The sequence below is a fragment of the Enterococcus phoeniculicola ATCC BAA-412 genome, assembly GCF_000407505.1.
Classification (GTDB): domain Bacteria; phylum Bacillota; class Bacilli; order Lactobacillales; family Enterococcaceae; genus Enterococcus_K; species Enterococcus_K phoeniculicola.
Map to the genome: position 1 here is coordinate 30,445 of NZ_ASWE01000006.1, position 20,666 is coordinate 51,110.

The window sequence follows — 20,666 nt, forward strand, 5'->3', positions numbered from 1 at the left end:
GCACCCTGTCGATGAAGAGTATGACCGGCTTTGGAAAAAGCGTGAAAGAAAATGAATGGTATCAGTTAGAAGTAGAAATAAAAAGCGTCAACCATCGATTTTTAGATATTCAATTACGAATGCCAAGAGAGCTAAATGTATTTGAATCAGCAATGCGTGCAGCAGTAAAGGAAAGCTTACAAAGGGGGCGTGTTGAATTATTCTTTAAATTAACCCCTAAAAATAGTGGAACAAAAGAAGTGGTTGTCCGCTGGGAGTTGATTGATCAGCTAGTTCAAAAACTTCAATCAGGAATGAGTGAACGCTATGGACACAAGGAACTTTCGATGGACGGTCTTTTGCAGCAGATTGTTGGAAACGAGGCGTATGTTGAGATTGTAGAAGAAACAAAAGAAGAAATGAATCTTGAATCGCTTACAAAGGACGCACTAAACCAAGCATTGCAAGCTATTGAAGACAGCCGTATTCAAGAAGGAAACATGATTCAAAAAGTATTAGAAAATTATCGGAAAGACTTCTCGGCTTTAGTATTGGCATTAAATGAGTTTGTAGAGGGGTTTGAGGCAGATTACAAGGAACGTTTTGAAACTAAGTTGAGAGAGTATTTAGGAGAGAATGTAGACGAGTCTCGGTTATTGACAGAAATGGCTATTTTACTTGAACGAGGAGATATCCATGAAGAGCTCGATCGTTTGACTATTCACTTGGAGAAACTAGGGGTACTTTTACAACAAACAGAACCTGTTGGTAGAGAGCTTGATTTTCTTATTCAAGAAATGAATCGCGAAGTGAATACGGTAGGTTCTAAGTCAAGTCCAATAGAGATTAAGAATCTGGTTGTCCAAATGAAGACAGTGTTAGAAAAAATTCGTGAACAAGTGCAAAATATAGAGTAGTTTTTATTTTTGAAATAAAGGAAGACGAAGTATACTAAAAGAAATAGATAAAGGAGCGAGAAGAATGAAGTATTATGATATAACGTTTCATGAGTTAAGTGGGAAAAGTGTGGTAAAGCGGTCTATTCCCTCTTCTTTAGAAGGCTTTGAGGTATGGAAGGATGCTTGTGTCTCTTATACAGAAGATGAGCTTTTGATACTAGTGAATGAAGGAACGTATGTGACACTGAAACAACGCTATATTGTAAGAATTGATGCTAAAGAAGTTGATGGACCTGTGGAAAAACTTCTTTCTCGTCAGGATGAAATTATGGGCGTGGTCAATACGCTTGCCAATATGGGCTTCTAGTCTTTGAATCAGCATTAAAATTATCGAAACGAGTGCAAAAGATTTTTTCATGTTCTCTAGGCAAGTATAGAATCGAAAATAACTAAGCACACTTCTGTCCCGACATCCTCATTTCACGAATAGTCTATAATTCTCACTAGAGGTGCTTGGCAGGCTAGCTTTTTGAAGAAAATCTCGCTATAATAAAGAAAGCCTTGAAAATTACAGAAAAAAAGTGCAGAATAGACGTTAAGTGAAAAAGACAAGTGAAAGGACGTCATCATGACAGAACGTGGATTATTAATTGTATTATCCGGTCCTTCCGGTGTAGGGAAGGGAACCGTACGGAAAGCTATTTTTGAAAGTGAAGATAATGACTTTCAGTACTCGATTTCAATGACCACTCGTAAAATGCGAGAAGGGGAAGTGGAAGGTGTCGATTATTATTTTCGGGATAGAGAAGAATTCGAGAAGATGATTGAAGCTGGAGAAATGTTGGAATATGCAGAGTATGTTGGAAATTATTATGGTACACCTCTGTCTTACGTCAATAAAACCTTAGATGAAGGAAAAGACGTCTTTTTAGAAATTGAAGTTCAAGGAGCACAGCAAGTAAAAGACAAGGTGCCAGACGGTGTCTTCATCTTTTTAACACCTCCTGATTTAGCAGAATTAAAATCACGAATTGTTGGACGTGGAACAGACGCTGAAGAAGTGATTGAGGAACGAATGAAAGTCGCTCGAGAAGAGATTGAAATGATGGCTTTGTATGACTACGCTGTTGTAAACGATCAGGTGCCATTGGCTGTACAACGAATCAAAGAAATTATTGCTAGTGAACACTTTCGGGTGGACCGCGTAATTGGAAAATATATTAAAATGCTAAAGGAGATGTAGGCTCATGATGTTAAAACCGTCAATTGACTCATTATTAAACCAAGTAAATTCAAAATATTCTCTTGTGATTTTGGCAAGTAAACGCGCACATGAATTAGATGCAGGCGCACAAGCAACGGTTGATTCATTTGAATCTGTAAAAAGTGTAGGCCAAGCGTTAGAAGAAATCGATGGTGGGACAGTAATCAATGATCCTAATCCAGAATTAAAACGCGAACGTTTAAAAATGGAATCCGAAGAACGAAAAGCACAACGTGAGCGTGAACAGCGTGAACTAGAAGCACGTATTCGCGACGAACAAAACTTATAAAAGTGAAAAGCGGGGACAGGGTGAAGTGAATTGTCTCGGCTTTTTTATTTTCCTATTTAATAAGTCAAAAAAGAGGATTAATTTTTATTTATAATAAATCAATGCAACAAGACAAATCATTGCTTCTTTAGTACAATAGTCGAGAAGTAAAAAGGAGGAAATGCGATGAATAAATATGCCGAAGTAATTGTAGACGTCCCTACCATGCAAACCGATCAGCCGTTTACATATCTTATTCCGCAAGCACTTCAACCTTCTTTAAGCAAAGGAATGCGTGTAGAAGTTCCTTTTGGTAATGGAAATCGTCATGTACAGGGCTTTGTTACATCCGTCATCGAAAATCTATTGCCTAATCCAACAATTCCACTAAAGAGTATTGTGCGGGTTCTTGATCTGGCACCAGTATTGAATGATGAACTTTTATTGATGGCCGACTTTATGAAAGAAAAAACGTTTGCCTTTAAAATTACCTGTCTGCAAACAATGCTTCCAAGTGTAATGAAAGCCGAATATGAAAAATATATTTATTTAAAGCAAGAAACCCACTCTGCTAAAAAACTGTATTTTGAAGAACAAACAGAAATCTCCTGGGAAGAAGCAGAGACAAGAGGAATTCTCCCTCCTTTAATGCAGCTTCGCCAAGAACAAGTCGTTGATATTCGTTATGAAGTCAAAACAAAAAATAAAGTGAAAACGATACGAATGGTGAAGACTGAGCTTTCAAAAGAGGAGTATCAGAAAGTGCAAGCTGGGATTGCCAAGAATGCAAAAAAACAGATTGAACTTCTTGAGCAGCTAAAAAATCAAGGGGAAGACTACATTTCTGTGAGCCAGTTTAAGGCACAAGGACTTAGCACAGCCGTGTTAAATCAAGGGAAAGAAAAAGGCTGGTTATCCTTTATTGAAATGGAGCAGTATCGAGATCCGTTTAACGAGCGGACATTTGAACAGACACATGCCTTAGCGTTAAACCCTGAACAGCAAGTAGCGGTTAATAAAATTGTCGAAAATGTGGGTGAATCCATAAGTAAGACATTTTTACTAGAAGGAATTACTGGAAGCGGGAAGACGGAAGTTTACCTGCAAACAATTTCTGAGGTTTTGGCCAAAGGGAAGACAGCGATTATGCTCGTTCCTGAAATTGCTCTTACGCCACAAATGGTGGAACGGTTTAAGGGAAGATTTGGTGAGGCAGTAGCGGTTCTTCACAGTGGCTTATCTCAAGGTGAAAAATATGATGAGTGGCGAAAGATTGAACGTAACGAAGCACAAGTGGTAGTAGGCGCGCGTTCTGCAATTTTTGCTCCCCTTCTAAATCTAGGGGTGATCATTATTGATGAAGAGCATGAAGCTACCTATAAACAAGATGAATCCCCACGGTATCATGCAAGAGATTTGGCTTTGTGGCGAGGAAATTATCATCATTGTCCTGTTGTTCTAGGAAGTGCAACCCCCTCTTTAGAATCAAGATCTCGAGCACAAAAAAATGTTTATCAGTTGTTGACGCTCTCAAAACGAGCAAATCCAAAAGCCTCCTTACCTAGGGTGGATATTATTGACATGAGAGATGAGTTTAAAAAACAAAATACGTCTTCTTTCTCTCTTGTATTGCAGGAAAAGATAAGGCAGCGTTTAGAAGACGCTGAGCAAACAGTTTTAATGCTTAATCGCAGGGGCTACTCTTCTTTTGTCATGTGTCGTGACTGCGGGTATGTATTACCTTGTCCAAACTGTGATATTTCTCTAACACTACATATGGACACAAAGACAATGCGTTGTCATTATTGTGGACATGAAGAGGGGATTCCTCATCGCTGTCCAGACTGTGGGAAGGACAAAATACGTTATTATGGTACGGGAACACAAAAAGTGGAGGAAGAATTACAGGCACTTTTCCCAGAGGCTCGTATTTTACGAATGGATGTTGATACGACACGACGAAAAGGGGCACATGAGAAGATTCTTACAGCGTTTGGGGAGAAAAAAGCAGATATATTATTAGGCACACAGATGATTGCTAAAGGATTGGATTTTCCGGATGTGACATTAGTGGGTGTACTTAATGCAGATACGTCCCTTAATTTACCCGATTTTCGTTCAAGTGAGCGGACATTCCAGCTTTTAACACAGGTAAGCGGACGTGCTGGACGTGCACATAAAGCCGGCGAGGTGATTATTCAAACCTTTAACCCAGAGCATTATGCTATTCAATTGGCGAAAACACAAAATTATGAGGACTTTTATCGGCAAGAGATGGTTGTTCGTCATCAAAGTGACTATCCCCCATATTATTTCACCGTAAAAATTACAGCAAGCCATCCAGAAGAACAGGTGGCTGCACAAAAAATATTTGCTGTTGCAAAAGAGCTGAAAGAGACGCTCAGTGACCAAAGTCTGTTATTGGGTCCTACACCAAGTGCTATTTTGCGAGTGAAAAATCGTTATTACTATCAAATAATTATAAAATATAAGCGAGAGCCTAAGCTACAAGAAGCATTAACGAAGTTATTAAACGATAGCCAAGCAACACAAAGACAAGGGCTATTGCTCTCCATTGACAGTGAACCAATGCATTTTATTTAAGAAAGGAAGCTTGCATGCGTTATCCAATTATTATTTACCCGAATGAATACTTAACAAAAAAAATGGCACCTGTAGAAGCGATTACCGATGAGATTATTGCCTTACTGGATGATTTACATGAAACAATGATCGCACATGATGGAATTGGAATTGCTGCTCCTCAAATTGGGAAAAACCTTCGAATTGCGCTTGTAGAGGTTGATGAAGGAGATTTATTTGAACTGATAAATCCTGAGATTATTGAGACAAAAGGTTCTAGTATAGATGTAGAGGGATGTTTGAGTATCCCTGAAACGTATGGCACCGTTGAACGTGCCGATGAAATAACTGTTCGTTATTTTGATCGTGAGGGAGAAGAAATAGAGGTAGTAGCGTATGAGTATTTGGCACGCGCTTTTCAACATGAGATTGATCATTTAGATGGAAAACTATTTATAGATAAAATGATTGAACAAATTCCAGCAGACCAGCTAGAAACGTATATGGAGGAGCATCAAGATGACTAAAGTAGTATTTATGGGGACACCTGCATTTTCAGTTCCTATTTTAGAAGGACTCATTGAACAAGGCTATGATGTACAGGCTGTTGTTACACAACCGGATCGCCCAGTGGGAAGAAAAAAAATCATTACAGCAACTCCTGTAAAAGAAGCTGCGCTTGCCCATCATTTACTTGTTTTACAGCCAGAAAAAATCTCTAGTTCACCAGAGATGGAAAAAATTCAAGAACTTAAGCCAGACATTATTGTAACAGCTGCGTTTGGTCAATTTTTACCTGAGAAATTGCTACAGGTGCCTACACATGGAGCAGTAAATGTTCATGCATCGTTGTTGCCTAAATATCGTGGAGGAGCTCCTGTTCATTATGCAATCATCAACGGGGAAACTGAAGCAGGTGTAACGATTATGGAAATGATTAAGAAGATGGATGCGGGTGGAATTTTTTCTCAAGGAAAAGTAGCCATTACGAAACAGGATGATGTAGGAACGATGTTTGAGAAACTTAGCCTTTTAGGAAGGGACTTGTTGCTTGAAACTTTGCCTAACATTCTTTCTGGTGAGTTGACACCTATACCTCAAAAAGAAGAGGATGTGACATTTTCACCTAATATTTCACGTGAAGAAGAAGCGGTTAATTGGGAGAAAACAGCAGAAGAGGTGGATAATCAAGTTCGCGGCATGCGCCCTTGGCCAATTGCTTATACAACATATGGTGATATACGTTGGAAGCTTTGGGCGACGGAGCCACTGGATGAAACAACAGACGAGAAGCCCGGTACAATTATTCATCGGAGTAAAAAAGAGCTTTGGATTGCTTGCGGGAACAAGAGTGTCTTAGCAATCAAAGAGCTTCAGCCAGCAGGTAAGGCAAAACAAGACATACAAGCCTTTTTAAATGGGGTTGGACAATCAGTAACTACGGGACAGCAGGTGAACTAATGGGAAAAAAGATTCCAGCAAAAATTAAGAAATCCGTTCGGTTTGTTGCTCTAGACACGCTAGAACGCGTAAATAAAGGTGGCGCCTATTCTAATTTATTATTGAATGATATGATGTCTAAAGCCAAACTAAGTGAAAAAGATGGCCGTTTGTATACAGAGCTAGTTTATGGGACAATTAGTCGCCGTCTGTTACTCGAGTTTTATCTGCAGCCATTTATTGCAAAAGCAAAAAAAGTAGATGATTGGGTGGTAACGCTCCTATGTCTTTCTCTTTATCAATTGGAATTTTTAGATAAGGTTCCAGCACATGCTGTGTTAAATGAAGCTGTTGAGATTGGTAAGGCAAGAGGAAACGTGGGAATTGGTAAATTTGTTAATGGCGTTTTACGTTCCATTCAAAGAGAAGGTCTGCCGAAGATTACTTCTATAAAAGACCCAATGACCCGTTTATCTGTTGAAATTAGTATGCCGCTGTGGCTAACCAAAAAGCTAGTGGAGCAGCTGGGTGTTGAAGAAACCCTTAAACTAGGACTTTCTCTTTTTGAAGTAAGTCATGTGAGCGCCCGAGTGGACACAAGAATGGTTGAAAGAGAAGAAGTCATTGCGACTTTGGAAGAAGAAGAAGGAATCTTTGCACGAGAAAGCGTGGTTTCCCCTTATGGAGTAGTTGCAGAAAAAGGCTATTTGGCTAATAGCAGATTATTTCAGTATGGGTTAATGACGATTCAAGATGAAAGCTCTATGCTTGTGGCACCGGCTATGCAAATTCAAAAACACCATAAAGTACTTGATGCATGTGCTGCACCAGGTGGAAAAACAACTCATATTGCCACCTTCCTTGATCCGACATTTGGCGGAGAAGTCACTGCTTTAGATATTCACGATCATAAAGTGAAGCTTATTGAAGAGAATGCTCGCAGATTGCGTGTAGAAGAGGCTATCCATGCCCAAAAAATGGATGCTAGAGCGATTCATGAACAGTTTGAGCCAGAAAGCTTTGACCGTATTTTAGTAGATGCACCTTGTTCTGGATTAGGACTTATGCGTAGAAAGCCCGATATTAAGTACCATAAAAAATTAGAGGATTTTTTACAGTTGCAAAAAATTCAATTAGAAATTTTAGAAAGTGCGGCCCCAACACTAAAACATTCGGGTATAATGACATATAGTACATGTACAATTACAAAAGAAGAGAACCAAGAAGTAATTGAAACTTTCTTAGCAGCTCATCCAGAGTTTGAAAAAGTTGAAGTCACTGTTAATCCGCAGATTCAAGATGCGGTGTCAGACGACCAGTTGACATTGTATCCTCATCAATATATGACTGATGGGTTCTTTATCTGTTGTTTACGTAAAAAGTAGTGAGGTGAATGGAATGAACATTTATTTTCAATCAGATGTTGGAAGACGTAGAAACTCAAATCAAGATTATACCAATCTTTTTAAGAACAAACATGGTATTCAGTTAGCAATTTTAGCAGATGGCATGGGTGGACATTTGGCAGGAGATGTAGCAAGCCAGATGGCTGTAAATGATCTGGGAAACGCATGGGAAGAGGCAGAAATTCTTGATGAAGAGAAAGCTGCACAATGGTTTATTCAGCAACTTCAACTAGAGAATGATCGAATCTATGAGAAGGGGCAGTCCATGCCAGAATATAACGGCATGGGAACAACAGTTGTTGCAGTCGCTATATTTGAACATAATTTTGTGATTGCAAATGTTGGTGATAGCCGCGCTTACTTAATTCGTAATCAAAAAATTCTTCAGCTGACTGAAGACCATTCTTTGGTGAATGAGCTAGTAAAGTCTGGCGAAATCAGTAAGGAAATGGCGGCAAATCATCCACGTAAAAATGTATTAACACGTTCGGTTGGCATGCCCGGTCTTTTGGAAGTCGATGTTACAAATCAGGAATGGTTGGATAAAGACTTTGTTTTGTTGTGTTCAGATGGGCTAACAAACATGGTGAGTGAAGAAGAAATAGTCAACGTTGTCCATGGTACAGGGAGTCTTGAAGAAAAAGTCAACGAATTAATTGAAAAAGCCAATGCTGCAGGTGGCGCAGACAACATTACAGTATTAATCATTCAGTGTGAGGAGGAAGGGCCATGCTTGAAATCGGGCGAAAATTAAACGGCCGATATAAAATTATCGGAAATATTGGCAGCGGTGGTATGGCAAATGTTTTTCTTGCACATGATTTGATTTTAGATCGTGATGTTGCAGTAAAGGTTCTGCGTTTTGACTTTCAAAATGATACGGCAGCAATTCGCCGGTTTCAAAGAGAAGCGTTAGCAGCTACTGAGCTTGTTCATACTAATATTGTGAGTGTGTATGATGTTGGTGAAGAAGAAGGAATGCAGTATTTAGTAATGGAATATGTAAAAGGGATGGATTTGAAGAGATACATTCAGACTCATTACCCGATTCCTTACGCAACAGTTGTTGATATTATGCAGCAGATTCTATCTGCGATTTCATTGGCCCACGATCATCGAATTATTCATCGAGACTTAAAGCCTCAAAATATTTTGATGGATGAAAATGGTACAGTCAAAATTACTGATTTCGGGATTGCGATTGCACTTTCTGAAACCTCTATTACACAAACGAATACAATGTTGGGCTCTGTTCATTATCTTTCTCCCGAGCAAGCAAGAGGAAGCATGGCAACAAAACAATCAGATATTTATGCCTTAGGAATTATTTTGTATGAGTTGATGACTGGAAATGTACCTTTTGATGGCGAATCTGCTGTAACTATTGCGTTAAAGCATTTTCAAAATGAATTACCCTCTATAAAAAATTATGATAGAAATGCACCGCAGTCAATGGAAAATGTCATTCTAAAAGCGACAGCAAAAGATACCGCAGATCGCTATAAAACAGCAGAAGAGATGAGTCATGATTTGGCGACAGTATTGTCTCCTGAGCGATTAAATGAACCCGCATGGAAGCCAGTTGCCATGTTAGACGAGACAATAGCATTGCCTGATATGAAAGAAGAGCTGGCGAAAAAACAGCCACCTGTTGTCCCACAGGAAAAACCGGAAAATAAGGTGGCGGAAGCGCCAGAAGAACCAAAAAAGAAGAGAAAACGACGCTGGCTTATTCCCTTGTTCATTATTTTTATTTTGGCGTTGGGTGGTGTGGGCTATCTTTGGGCAACGAGCGGAAGTAAAGATATTCCAGTTCCAGATGTATCGAACCTGACAGAAGCAGAAGCCATTGCTGAGCTGGAATCTAAAAATCTAAAAGTTGCAAGGGAAACAGAAAAGATTCCAGACGATAAAATTGAGGAAGGTCTTGTTGTTAAGACAGATCCTGCTGCAGGAACAGATGTAAAAGAAGGTAGTAATACAGAGATCATTCTATTCATCAGTTCTGGAACGAAAAAAATTTCGTTGAAGGACTATGAAGGGGAACAAATAGATGATGCGGTTGCTGAGTTAAAAGGCTTGGGATTTTCTGAAAATCAAATTAAAATTGTTCAGACTTACGATGAAAGTGTTGAAGAGGGTGAAATTATCACACAAAATCCTTCTAAGGATGATGAAGTAGATCCTAAATCAGATACTATTTCATTTACAGTAAGCAGAGGAAAAGAGACCGTTACGCTAGAAAATTATATTGGAAAAAGTTATCAAGATGCGTTAGATGATTTAACAAGCAAAGGGATTTCTACTAGCCAAATTCAAATAGAGTATCAAGAATCTGATGAAAGTCCTAATATGGTCATTGATCAAAACTTCTATAGTGGAACAGAGGTTGTTCCTAGTGAGGCTTCTCTTGTTTTGTATGTGAGTAAAGAACGTGAGAAAATAAAATTAGACGATATCAGTAGTTACTCAAAAAAAGATGCGAGAGACTATCTAAATGAAATTGGGATGACGATTAGTGAGCAGGAAGAGTACAGTGATACTGTTAGTTCTGGTCAAGTTATTCGGACTGATCCTAGTGGTGGGGCAGAGCTTCAAAAGGGCAGTACGGTGAAAGTTATTTTCTCTAAGGGGAAAGATCCAGCTACTGAGGAAACTACATCAGAAGATAAGAATAAGCCTAAAGAAGCTGACAAAACGACTGATTCTCCTGATTCAAAAGAAGATACAAATCAACCTTAAACAAAATTATTATAGTTTGTAAGAAGAGGAAGAAAATCCTATCCGATTTTCTTCCTCTTTTTTATTGAACAGGAAAACAAACACAGGAATTTTTCCCATCTTGAAAAAGAGTGTGTTAGAATAAATAAGACAAAAGAGATTGCTTTAGGAGGTGTCATTTATTAAAGGACAGATTAGAAAAGCACTAAGCGGATTTTATTATATATATTCAGACGGTGAGACTTATCAGACGCGTGCTCGAGGAAATTTTCGAAATAGACAAATCACTCCCTTAGTGGGCGATGAAGTCATTTTTGAAAGTAGTAGTTTGACGGATGGCTACTTATTGGAAATTATGCCTCGTGAAAATGAATTGGTGCGTCCCCCGGTAGCAAATGTAGATCAGGGCGTTGTAGTAACTAGTTTAGTTGAACCAGATTTTTCCTATAATCTACTTGATCGGTTTTTAGTGACGCTGGAAAATAAAGGGATTGAACCCATTATTTATTTAAGCAAGACAGATTTAGATCCAACCAATCCGCTAATTAAAGAAGTCAAACAAGTCTATGAAGCGATTGGCTATACGGTCATCATTCCAAAAAAGGAACAAGAAGTTACCGAGCTAGAACGACAATTTCCTGAAAGAGTAACGGTTTTTATGGGACAATCTGGTGCAGGAAAATCAACATTGCTTAATCGGCTTGCCCCGCATTTAGCACTAGAGACTGCTGAAATATCAGAAGCGCTGGGACGAGGAAAGCATACAACCCGGCATGTTGAGCTACTTCCTATTTATGATGGTTTAGTTGCTGACACACCTGGATTTAGTGCCATTGAGTTTTTAGAAATTCAAGCGGTTGATTTACCTAAGGAATTTCCTGAATTTGTAAAAGCTGCTCCATTTTGTAAGTTTCGTGAGTGTAAGCATGATAAGGAGCCTTCTTGTGAGGTAAAAAGACGAGTAGAAACAAAGGAAATTGCACAAACAAGATATGAAAACTATAAACAATTTTTACAGGAAATAGAAAATAAACGACCTGTTTATAAAAAGAAAAAATAGGAGGTAACAAGAATGAAGATTGCACCATCCATTTTAAGCGCAGATTTTGCAAATTTACAAAGAGATGTTCAATTAGTTGAAAAAGCAGGGGTAGACTATATTCATGTGGATGTTATGGACGGTCAATTTGTGCCGAACATAACTATTGGAGCAGGAGTTGTAGCCGCATTACGTCCAGTAACAAAATTACCATTAGATGTGCATTTAATGATTGCAAATCCAGAAAATTTCATTGATGATTTTGCAAAAGCAGGCTCCGATATCATTATGGTTCATGTAGAGGCCACACCTCATATACATCGTGCAATTCAAATGATTCAAGCTCATGGAGTGAAGTCTGGAGTGGTTATTAATCCTGGAACACCTGTAGCATCGATTGAGCATGTCCTTTCAATGGTGGACCAGGTCTTAGTGATGACAGTAAATCCTGGCTTTGGAGGTCAGAGCTTTATTGAGGAATGTGTTGGAAAGATTGCTGAGCTTTCTGCTATTCGAAAAGAAAATGGCTATAAATATGAAATTGAGGTAGATGGTGGAATTGTACCTGAGACCGCTGAAAAATGTAAAGCTGCTGGAGCAGATGTATTCGTAGCAGGTTCTTACATTTATTCTGCAGAAGATCCAACCCAACGAATTGATTTATTAAAAGAGGCGTTACGATAAGATGAATATTTTAGTTGTAGCCGGAGCGAATCCGCAAACGTGGCCGGAAATCCTTCCTTCTGAGTTTGATATTTTTGTAGGTGTAGATAGAGGAGGTCTTTTTCTTTTAGAAAGAGGATTTCCTTTAGATATAGCCATTGGTGATTTTGATTCTTTAGCAAGAAAAGAAAAGATATCTGTCCTTGAACAAGCAAAAGAAGTGATAGAATCACAGCCCGAGAAAGATGACACGGACACGCAGCTCGCTTTACAACATGTGTTTCGGACATTTCCAGAAGGGAATGTTACATTAATTGGAGCTACAGGTGGACGCTTAGACCACTTGTTATCGAATCTCTGGCTAGGACTAGAGCCGCGATTTTTCCCATTCTTGTCGCGATTTGTACTGAAGGATAGACAAAATAATGTACGATTCTATTCTCCAGGAAATTATCGAATCTACAAAGAGCCGCAGATGAAGTATCTTGCGTATTGTTGTTTAACACCTGTGGAAAACCTTTCTTTGTTTGAAAGTAAATATTTGCTGGAAAATGTGGCTGTTTCTTATCCTTATTCTTATGCAAGTAATGAGTTTGTTACAGAGACTGCTAGTTTTTCATTTGGGAAGGGGATCATTGCGGTAATCCAAAGTAAAGATTAATAAGAAAAAAGGGTATACTGATGTGAGCTTGCCCATAATTAAACTGATAGCAGCACTGCCGTTACATTCATGAAAATTGATAGGTGACGGTGGTGTTTTTTTGCTGCTTAAAAATCAGCAAATGGAGGTCGGAACAGAAGTGTTCAGCTTATTTTCGAAGGAGCTGCTTCTGTTCCCGCCGTTTATTAAGATTTTACAAAGGTGTGGAATAACTTAATTAGTTATGTCCCACCTTCTTGTGGATAACTAAGAACGGGTAAAAAAAGCTTGCACATGTGGATAAGTATTTCTAAAGAAAAACAGGAAATTATACACAAGATTGTGGATAACACAATGATGTTAGATTAGAATTAAATGATAAAAATTAATTTAAAATGAATTTACAATGAGAAATAAAATAGGTATACTAATTCTTATGAAATAGCTTGGTAAGGAGTGAAGAAATGAATAGTAAAAAAATTGCCAAACAAACATTAACTTTTGAAGGAACTGCGTATACTTATTATGAAGTGAAAAAAGTGACTGATTTTTTTGGAACCAATCTGAAAACTCTTCCTTATACGATTCGTATTTTATTAGAATCACTGATTCGACAAGAAGATGGAAGAGATATTACTGAACAGACCATTCAGACACTTTCACAATGGGGAGACAAGAAGCTTGATGGAGAGATTCCCTTTAAACCTACACGTGTGGTATTACAGGATTTTACAGGAGTGCCAGCAATTGTTGACTTGGCTGCAATGCGCGAGGCTATTGTGAAGCTTGGCGGAAAACCAGACCAAATTAACCCGGAAATTCCGGTGGATTTAGTTGTGGATCATTCCGTTCAAGTAGATTATTTTGGAAATCCTCAGGCGTTAGCTGCCAATGCAAAAGTAGAATTTGAACGAAACTATGAGCGATACGAATTTTTAAAATGGGCACAAAATTCATTTGATAATTACCGGGTCGTTCCACCTGCAACAGGAATTATTCATCAAGTAAATATTGAATTCTTGTCAGATGTTGTTGTAACAAAACAAACAGGAGAAGGAATTGAATTGTTTCCAGATAGTCTAGTCGGAACTGATTCTCATACAACAATGATTAACGGTATCGGTGTTCTTGGCTGGGGAGTGGGTGGAATTGAAGCAGAAGCGGGAATGCTTGGAGAGCCTTCCTATTTTCCAATTCCAGAAGTGATTGGTGTAAGACTAATTGGCGCAATGCAGTTAGGCGCTACAGCGACAGATGTTGCTTTGAGCGTTACTCAGTTGCTGCGTGAAGAAAACGTTGTCGGCAAGTTTGTCGAGTTCTTTGGACCTGGATTAAATTCTTTGAGTCTTGCAGATCGTGCGACGATTGCCAATATGGCACCTGAATATGGAGCGACTTGTGGTTTTTTTCCCATTGATGAAGAAACCCTCAACTACATGAGCTTAACGGGTAGAACAGCAAATCAAGTGTCCCTTACAAAGGCATATGCTAAAGCAAATGCACTTTTCTATGATGAAACCAATGAACCTACTTATACGAAAGTCATTAATCTAGATTTAAGTGCTATTTCAACGAATTTATCTGGTCCTAAGCGTCCACAAGATTTAATTCCTTTGGAAGAGATGGCGGATCGATTTTCAGACTCAGTGACAGCTCCCGAAGGAAACAAAGGGTTTGGACTAGATAAAAAAGAGCTGTCAAAGCAAACGACAGTGATTATTGATAAAGAAAAATGGACACTTGCTACAGGAGATCTGGCTATTGCAGCAATTACGAGTTGTACGAATACATCAAACCCTTATGTAATGCTTGCAGCAGGTCTTTTAGCAAAAAAAGCGGTGGAAAAAGGATTACGTGTTTCGCCCACAGTAAAAACATCATTAGCTCCGGGCTCTAAGGTTGTGACGGGCTACTTGGAAGAGTCAGGGTTAATGCCTTATTTAGAAGCGCTAGGATTCTCAGTTGTCGGGTACGGCTGTACAACCTGTATTGGGAACTCTGGTCCGCTAGTGTCTGAAATAGCCGAACAAATCCAAGAAACGAATCTGCTTGTTGCTTCTGTTTTAAGTGGCAATCGTAATTTTGAAGGTCGAATTCATCCATTAGTGAAGGCAAATTATCTTGCCTCTCCTCCACTAGTGGTAGCGTATGCACTTGCGGGAACTGTTACGAGAGATTTAACGGTAGAAGCGATTGGAACAACGAGAAAAGGTGTCTCCGTTTACTTATCAGATATTTGGCCTGAAAAGAAGGAAATACAGCAGTATGTGGAAACATATGTGACACCGAATTTGTTTCAAAAGTATTATTCTGAAGTCTTTCGTGCAAACGAAGATTGGAATGAAATTCCTACAACCAAAGAAGCACTGTACAACTGGGATGCACAATCCACCTATATTGCCAATCCACCTTATTTTGAAGGAATGTCTCCAGAGCCAATAGAAATTAAAACGTTACAGAGATTAACAACACTTGCCAAATTTGGCGACTCTGTGACGACAGATCACATTTCGCCTGCTGGTGCTATTGCGATACGTTCTGCTGCCGGTAAGTATTTGATTGAACAGGGAGTTTCACCAAAAGAGTTTAACTCCTTTGGCTCAAGAAGAGGAAACCATGAAGTGATGATGAGGGGAACCTTTGGAAATATACGGATTCGAAATCAGTTAGCACCAAGCACTGAAGGTAGTTATACCACCTATTTCCCAACAGGAGAGGTTCTCTCAATTTACGAGGCTGCAATGAACTATAAACAGCTTAGAAAAGAGCTCATTGTTTTAGCAGGAAAAGACTATGGGATGGGCTCTTCTCGTGATTGGGCGGCAAAAGGAACTAGTTTACTAGGGGTTAAAGCAGTAATAGCAGAAAGTTTTGAACGAATTCATCGATCCAATTTAGTGATGATGGGGGTGCTGCCACTTCAATATATGGAGGGAGAAACTGCGGAAACACTTGGGCTTGACGGGACAGAACTATTTACTATTCACTTAACACCGGAAACAGGGATTGGTGAGATTGTCAAAGTAACAGCAGAAAAATTGACTGGAGAACAAAACGAATTTCAAGTGAAGGTTCGTTTTGATGCACAAGCAGATATCCGCTACTATCGGCATCAAGGAATACTGCCCATGGTCATTCGCAAAAAGACACAATCAGATGGAGGAGAACTAGATGAGCCAAATAAATAAAATTACGATGACGCAAACCGGTATTCACACACCAAATCAGCCAGTTATTCCATATATTATTGGCGATGGAATTGGTCCGGATATTTGGAAAGCTGCGGTGCGTGTGTTTGATGCGGCCGTTGAGGCATCTTACCAAGGAACAAGAAAAATTCAATGGTTAGAAGTTTTAGCAGGTGAAAAAGCATTTGAACAAACAGGGGAATGGCTCCCTAGAGAAACTGTTGAGACAATTGATGAGTACTTAATTGGGATTAAAGGTCCTTTGACAACCCCGATTGGCGGAGGGATGAGGTCATTAAATGTCGCTTTGCGTCAAGAATTAGATTTATATGTTTGTCTGAGACCTGTCCGCCACTTTGCAGGAGTTCCTTCACCAGTGAAGCATCCAGAACAAGTCGAGATGGTCATTTTCAGAGAAAATACTGAAGATATTTATGCAGGGATTGAATTTCCGGAAGGCTCGGTGGAAGCTAAAAAACTGATTTCTTTTTTACAAACGGAATTAGGTGTTACCAGCATTCGTTTTCCAAAAACTAGTGGAATAGGGGTTAAACCAGTTTCTAAAGAAGGATCAGAAAGATTGATTCGTTCAGCAATTGACTATGCAATTGAGCACAAGAGAAAGTCGGTTACGTTTGTTCATAAAGGAAATATTATGAAGTATACAGAAGGGGCTTTCAAAAATTGGGGTTACGAGCTTGCTGAACGTGAATATGCAGATGCTGTGTTTACCTGGAATCAATATGATGAGATTAAAGAAAACCAGGGAATTGAAGCAGCAAATCAAGCACAAAAGGATGCTGAATCTTCGGGAAAAGTTATTATTAAAGATTCAATTGCCGATATATTTTTGCAGCAAATCTTAACGCGTCCGGCAGAATTTGATGTGGTGGCGACAATGAATCTTAACGGAGATTATATTTCAGATGCACTTGCTGCACAGGTTGGAGGAATTGGTATTGCTCCAGGAGCAAATATAAATTATCAAACAGGTCATGCCATTTTTGAAGCAACACATGGAACTGCGCCAAAATATGCCGGTTTAGATAAAGTGAATCCTTCTTCTGTAATCCTTTCGGGTACATTAATGCTTGAACATATAGGATGGAAAGAAGCAGCAGAAAAAATTGTGAAAGCATTGGAGCAGACGATTGAACAAAAAGAAGTGACCTATGACTTTGCTCGACTGATGGAGAATGCCACAGAAGTAAAGTGTTCAGAGTTTGCAGATCGCATCATACAAAAAATAGGAAAATAGATAAAGAGTAGCAAAAAGAATTCGACAGAGGATAAAAATCAAATAGAAAAAAAGATGACAATTGTTAAATAATATACGCAGTTGTCGTCTTTAATTTTTCTATCCCCAATTTACTAAAAAAATACTTAAGAACTCTTACTTTTCTTTTGTTTGAGGAAAATTAGTGGTAGAATGATGGTTATCAGTTTAAATAATTCGAGGTGCTCTTGTGAAGAAATTCAACCCCAATAAAAATATAATTATCACATTAATCATCGTTATTGTAGTGGTAACAATTATCAGTATTACTGCTGCAAAACGGGCAAATGACGGAAAATCTAATCTTTTCCAAGCAATTATAAATGATTCAGTAGCGTTTGTTGACAAGGTCGTTTCTACACCAGGTCATTTTATCAAAAATAGTGTAAGTTCCATTGATAATTTATTTAATACGTATAGTGAGAATGAACGTTTGAAAGAAAAACTAGACGATTATGATGCAGTTGCTCAAAAAAATAAGAATAACGAAAAAGAAATTTCTGCGCTGAAAGAGGAACTGTCTTTGAACCAAACATTAACAAGCTATGAAAAAGTGACAGCAAATGTGGTTACTCGTTCGCCAGACAGCTGGCAGGATACATTGATTGTTGACAAAGGATCATCTGATGGCGTTGAAGTGAATATGGCGGTGATGTCAAACAACGGATTGATTGGTCGCGTTATTGAAGTGAATCTTAGTTCTTCAAAAATTGAATTGCTGACTTCTGGAAATGAAAATTCAAATCATTTTCCAGTGAAGGTGAGCTCGAAAGAAGGCGATGCGTACGGTCTATTACGTACTTTTGATGAAAAGACGCAAACACTCATTGTGACACAGCTAACAGGAAACACAAAAATTAAAGAAGGCGATGTTGTGCAAACATCTGGTTTAGGTGGGAACTCTCCAGCAGATTTACAGATTGGAACGGTTGTCAAGGTTGAACCAGATAGCTTTGGCTTGGATCGACAAGTATTTGTTAAGCCATATGCTGAAATGTATGATATTTCCGTTGTAACAATTATCAAGCGTTTAGCAGGGGAAGGATAGGACCATGTTGCGAAAAGAATACGTTAAATATTATGCGCCTATTGTTTTCTTTTTATTAATGCTGATTGATGGACAATTGACACGATCAGTAGGGATTTGGTCAAATGGTGGCTATTTGGCAAATGTACACCTTCTTCTTTTAGCAGTCTTATGCGGATGTATCGTATTACCTAAAAGATTTATGATTATTACAACCATCGTTATTGGGCTTCTTTATGACAGCTATTATATTGGTGTAATAGGAATTTCTGCGGTTGCCTTGCCAATTACTGTTTTATGCATGTATGGATTATCCAAAACGATCAATATGAATGTCTTTACTATCTTTTTTGGCTATATTATCTTTATTACCAGTTTTGAAATCATCTCATTAGCTATTCAGTTTGTTTTTAAATTGGCCATTATTGATGGAAGTGTATTTATTGCTCAGTACTTGGGACCAACTTTACTTTTAAATATGGGTGTTTTTGTATTGTTTATTGTCCCATTCAAGAAACTATTCGTCATTGAGTAGTTTCTTTTTTTTCTCAACTAGCTGATAAATGTGAATATAGCAAGGATTTTTCAAGGGAAATTCTAATTGTCTAATTAAAAACACCAAATGAAATATTTTTGTAATGTTACTATTATCTGTCTGAAATACTGCTATGGTATTATCTTATTGTCGTTAAGAAAGTCTTAAACAATTTTAGATTTTTATAAATAATAAAAGAAACCAGTCGGAGGAATGAAACATTGAAAAAGAGTTTATTATCAACAGTAATGATTTGTTCTTTAACACTTACTACATTAGCAAGCCCATTAGTGGCCACAGCAGATAATCTGGATGATCAAATTGCTCAACAGAACCAAAAAATTTCAGAACTACAAGGTCAGCAAGCAGATGTACAAGCACAAATTAGTTCTTTACAAGCTGAAGTTGACACAATCAACGGAAAAGCTGAAGACTTATTAGCAAAACAAAAAGAACTATATACAAAATCTGATGAACTAAAAACAGAAATCAAGAACTTACAAGAACGAATTGAAAAACGTGAAGAAGCTATCACTGATCAAGCACGTGACGTACAAGTCAATGGTGGAAGTTCAAACTTCATCGATGCTGTTTTAAATGCTGATTCATTTACTGATGCAATTGGACGTGTACAAGCGATGAACACAATCGTTCAAGCAAACAATGATTTAGTTGAACAACAAAAACAAGATAAAGCAGATGTTGAAGCAAAAGAAGCTGAAAATAAAAAACAATTAGAAGAAATTGCTGCAAACCAAGCAGAGTTGGAAAATCAAAAAGGTGTGCTTACTGAAAAACAAGCAGATCTAAATGTATTGACAACTACTTTAGCTGCTGAACAAGCAACAGCAGAAGGTAAAAAATCTGATTTAAACAAACAAAAAGAGGCAGCAATTGCTGAACAAGCTCGTGTTCAAGCAGAAGCTAAAAAAGCTGAAGAAGTGAAAGCAGCGGCTGCAGCAGAAAAAGAAAAAGCAGAAGCTGAACAAGCAGTTACTCCTGTAACAGAAACACAAACTTCTGGCAATACACAAAATGTAGTAAATAATGATGAACCAGCTAAAGTACCAGAAACGCCAGCTGCGAATTCAAATACAACATCAAACACAACGCCGAATACAACACCTGATACTACACCGGCCGAGGAAAAACCAGTAACGCCAACACCAGCGCCGTCTGGGAATGGTTCTTCAGTAGTTGCAGAAGCATATAAATATATTGGTACACCTTATGTATGGGGTGGAAAAGATCCAAGCGGATTTGACTGTTCAGGATTTACAAGCTATGTTTATAGACAAGCAACTGGACGTGAAATTGGCGGATGGACAGTTCCTCAAGAATCAGCAGGAGCGAAAATTGGAATCAATGAAGCTCAAGCAGGAGACTTATTGTTCTGGGGTTCACCAGGAGGAACACATCACGTAGCGATTGCTCTAGGTGGCGGACAATATATTCATGCTCCGCAACCAGGTGAAAGTGTAAAAATTGGTTCTTATCAATGGTATGCACCAGACTTTGCAGTTCGTATGTAATTTAAGACAGACTCAATACCGATACGATTTCGTATCGGTATTTTTTTGTTCTATAAACTTTGGTATTAGGATAAGACGTTTGCTGATACCTGTCTGGGGTGAAATAATAGTAAAAAAATCTTGTCAAACTGGATGAATGAAGTTGAATTCAAAACTTAAAAGAGAATCTGTTTATTCCAGTTCTGTTAGCTCCTGTACATCAGCGA

18 protein-coding genes are annotated in these 20,666 nt (G+C 38.4%); all 18 read left to right on the forward strand.

Translation table 11 applies throughout. From position 1 onward, the window contains the following. Positions 1-11: 11 nt before the first annotated feature. The 18 genes from I589_RS16970 (at position 12) to I589_RS17055 (ending at position 20,460) form a co-directional block, all read left to right on the forward strand. Positions 12-896 carry a YicC/YloC family endoribonuclease gene (locus I589_RS16970; protein WP_010766920.1) on the forward strand — a complete coding sequence of 295 codons (885 nt, stop codon included), beginning with the start codon at positions 12-14 and terminating at the stop codon, positions 894-896. A gap of 64 nt (positions 897-960) precedes the next feature. Beyond that, entirely contained in the window at positions 961-1,245 is a 285-nt protein-coding gene (locus tag I589_RS16975) for a hypothetical protein (RefSeq protein ID WP_010766921.1), read from the forward strand. A gap of 261 nt (positions 1,246-1,506) precedes the next feature. After that, positions 1,507-2,121 (forward strand): guanylate kinase, encoded by a 615-nt coding sequence (gene gmk / locus I589_RS16980; protein WP_010766922.1) that lies wholly within the window; start codon positions 1,507-1,509, stop codon positions 2,119-2,121. 4 nt (positions 2,122-2,125) lie between these two features. Next, positions 2,126-2,431: a DNA-directed RNA polymerase subunit omega gene (rpoZ, locus tag I589_RS16985; RefSeq protein ID WP_010766923.1), complete on the forward strand. Its 306-nt coding sequence runs from the start codon at positions 2,126-2,128 to the stop codon at positions 2,429-2,431. A 165-nt stretch (positions 2,432-2,596) separates the two neighbouring features. Further along, positions 2,597-5,014 carry a primosomal protein N' gene (gene priA, locus I589_RS16990; protein ID WP_010766924.1) on the forward strand — a complete coding sequence of 806 codons (2,418 nt, stop codon included), beginning with the start codon at positions 2,597-2,599 and terminating at the stop codon, positions 5,012-5,014. 14 nt (positions 5,015-5,028) lie between these two features. Beyond that, positions 5,029-5,520: a peptide deformylase gene (gene def / locus I589_RS16995; RefSeq protein ID WP_010766925.1), complete on the forward strand. Its 492-nt coding sequence runs from the start codon at positions 5,029-5,031 to the stop codon at positions 5,518-5,520. Further along, positions 5,513-6,454: a methionyl-tRNA formyltransferase gene (fmt, locus tag I589_RS17000; protein ID WP_010766926.1), complete on the forward strand. Its 942-nt coding sequence runs from the start codon at positions 5,513-5,515 to the stop codon at positions 6,452-6,454. The genes def and fmt overlap by 8 nt, the downstream gene beginning before the upstream one ends. After that, entirely contained in the window at positions 6,454-7,818 is a 1,365-nt protein-coding gene (gene rsmB / locus I589_RS17005; protein ID WP_010766927.1) for a 16S rRNA (cytosine(967)-C(5))-methyltransferase RsmB, read from the forward strand. The genes fmt and rsmB overlap by 1 nt, the downstream gene beginning before the upstream one ends. A gap of 13 nt (positions 7,819-7,831) precedes the next feature. Continuing rightward, positions 7,832-8,593: a Stp1/IreP family PP2C-type Ser/Thr phosphatase gene (locus I589_RS17010; protein ID WP_010766928.1), complete on the forward strand. Its 762-nt coding sequence runs from the start codon at positions 7,832-7,834 to the stop codon at positions 8,591-8,593. Further along, positions 8,569-10,581 (forward strand): Stk1 family PASTA domain-containing Ser/Thr kinase, encoded by a 2,013-nt coding sequence (pknB, locus tag I589_RS17015; RefSeq protein WP_010766929.1) that lies wholly within the window; start codon positions 8,569-8,571, stop codon positions 10,579-10,581. Before I589_RS17010 ends, pknB begins: the two co-directional genes overlap by 25 nt. Positions 10,582-10,732: 151 nt before the next feature. Then, positions 10,733-11,620 carry a ribosome small subunit-dependent GTPase A gene (gene rsgA / locus I589_RS17020; RefSeq protein ID WP_010766930.1) on the forward strand — a complete coding sequence of 296 codons (888 nt, stop codon included), beginning with the start codon at positions 10,733-10,735 and terminating at the stop codon, positions 11,618-11,620. A gap of 12 nt (positions 11,621-11,632) precedes the next feature. Then, positions 11,633-12,283, forward strand: a complete 651-nt coding sequence (gene rpe, locus I589_RS17025; protein ID WP_010766931.1) for a ribulose-phosphate 3-epimerase — start codon at positions 11,633-11,635, stop codon at positions 12,281-12,283. A 1-nt stretch (position 12,284) separates the two neighbouring features. Further along, on the forward strand, positions 12,285-12,923 hold the full coding sequence (locus tag I589_RS17030) for a thiamine diphosphokinase (RefSeq protein ID WP_010766932.1): 639 nt from the start codon (positions 12,285-12,287) through the stop codon (positions 12,921-12,923). Between the two features lie 443 nt (positions 12,924-13,366). Beyond that, complete coding sequence (acnA, locus tag I589_RS17035) at positions 13,367-16,090, forward strand: aconitate hydratase AcnA (protein WP_010766933.1); 2,724 nt, start codon at positions 13,367-13,369, stop codon at positions 16,088-16,090. Continuing rightward, positions 16,074-17,348: an NADP-dependent isocitrate dehydrogenase gene (gene icd, locus I589_RS17040; RefSeq protein WP_010766934.1), complete on the forward strand. Its 1,275-nt coding sequence runs from the start codon at positions 16,074-16,076 to the stop codon at positions 17,346-17,348. Before acnA ends, icd begins: the two co-directional genes overlap by 17 nt. 208 nt (positions 17,349-17,556) lie before the next feature. Beyond that, positions 17,557-18,414: a rod shape-determining protein MreC gene (mreC, locus tag I589_RS17045; RefSeq protein ID WP_010766935.1), complete on the forward strand. Its 858-nt coding sequence runs from the start codon at positions 17,557-17,559 to the stop codon at positions 18,412-18,414. A gap of 4 nt (positions 18,415-18,418) precedes the next feature. Then, complete coding sequence (mreD, locus tag I589_RS17050; protein WP_010766936.1) at positions 18,419-18,928, forward strand: rod shape-determining protein MreD; 510 nt, start codon at positions 18,419-18,421, stop codon at positions 18,926-18,928. Between the two features lie 221 nt (positions 18,929-19,149). Continuing rightward, the gene (locus I589_RS17055) at positions 19,150-20,460 is read left to right on the forward strand and encodes a C40 family peptidase (protein ID WP_010766937.1); all 1,311 of its coding nucleotides are present in this window, start codon (positions 19,150-19,152) and stop codon (positions 20,458-20,460) included. Positions 20,461-20,666: the final 206 nt, after the last annotated feature.

What these genes read in the sequence shown, in the direction of transcription:
- priA (WP_010766924.1), top strand. Translation starts at nt 2,597, where the DNA reads ATGAATAAATATGCCGAAGTAATTGTAGACGTCCCTACCATGCAAACC.
- gmk (WP_010766922.1), top strand. Translation starts at nt 1,507, where the DNA reads ATGACAGAACGTGGATTATTAATTGTATTATCCGGTCCTTCCGGTGTA.
- rsmB (WP_010766927.1), top strand. Translation starts at nt 6,454, where the DNA reads ATGGGAAAAAAGATTCCAGCAAAAATTAAGAAATCCGTTCGGTTTGTT.
- I589_RS16975 (WP_010766921.1), top strand. Translation starts at nt 961, where the DNA reads ATGAAGTATTATGATATAACGTTTCATGAGTTAAGTGGGAAAAGTGTG.
- rpoZ (WP_010766923.1), top strand. Translation starts at nt 2,126, where the DNA reads ATGATGTTAAAACCGTCAATTGACTCATTATTAAACCAAGTAAATTCA.
- pknB (WP_010766929.1), top strand. Translation starts at nt 8,569, where the DNA reads ATGCTTGAAATCGGGCGAAAATTAAACGGCCGATATAAAATTATCGGA.
- fmt (WP_010766926.1), top strand. Translation starts at nt 5,513, where the DNA reads ATGACTAAAGTAGTATTTATGGGGACACCTGCATTTTCAGTTCCTATT.
- def (WP_010766925.1), top strand. Translation starts at nt 5,029, where the DNA reads ATGCGTTATCCAATTATTATTTACCCGAATGAATACTTAACAAAAAAA.
- I589_RS17010 (WP_010766928.1), top strand. Translation starts at nt 7,832, where the DNA reads ATGAACATTTATTTTCAATCAGATGTTGGAAGACGTAGAAACTCAAAT.
- mreD (WP_010766936.1), top strand. Translation starts at nt 18,419, where the DNA reads ATGTTGCGAAAAGAATACGTTAAATATTATGCGCCTATTGTTTTCTTT.
- I589_RS16970 (WP_010766920.1), top strand. Translation starts at nt 12, where the DNA reads ATGAAGAGTATGACCGGCTTTGGAAAAAGCGTGAAAGAAAATGAATGG.
- acnA (WP_010766933.1), top strand. Translation starts at nt 13,367, where the DNA reads ATGAATAGTAAAAAAATTGCCAAACAAACATTAACTTTTGAAGGAACT.
- icd (WP_010766934.1), top strand. Translation starts at nt 16,074, where the DNA reads ATGAGCCAAATAAATAAAATTACGATGACGCAAACCGGTATTCACACA.
- rpe (WP_010766931.1), top strand. Translation starts at nt 11,633, where the DNA reads ATGAAGATTGCACCATCCATTTTAAGCGCAGATTTTGCAAATTTACAA.
- I589_RS17030 (WP_010766932.1), top strand. Translation starts at nt 12,285, where the DNA reads ATGAATATTTTAGTTGTAGCCGGAGCGAATCCGCAAACGTGGCCGGAA.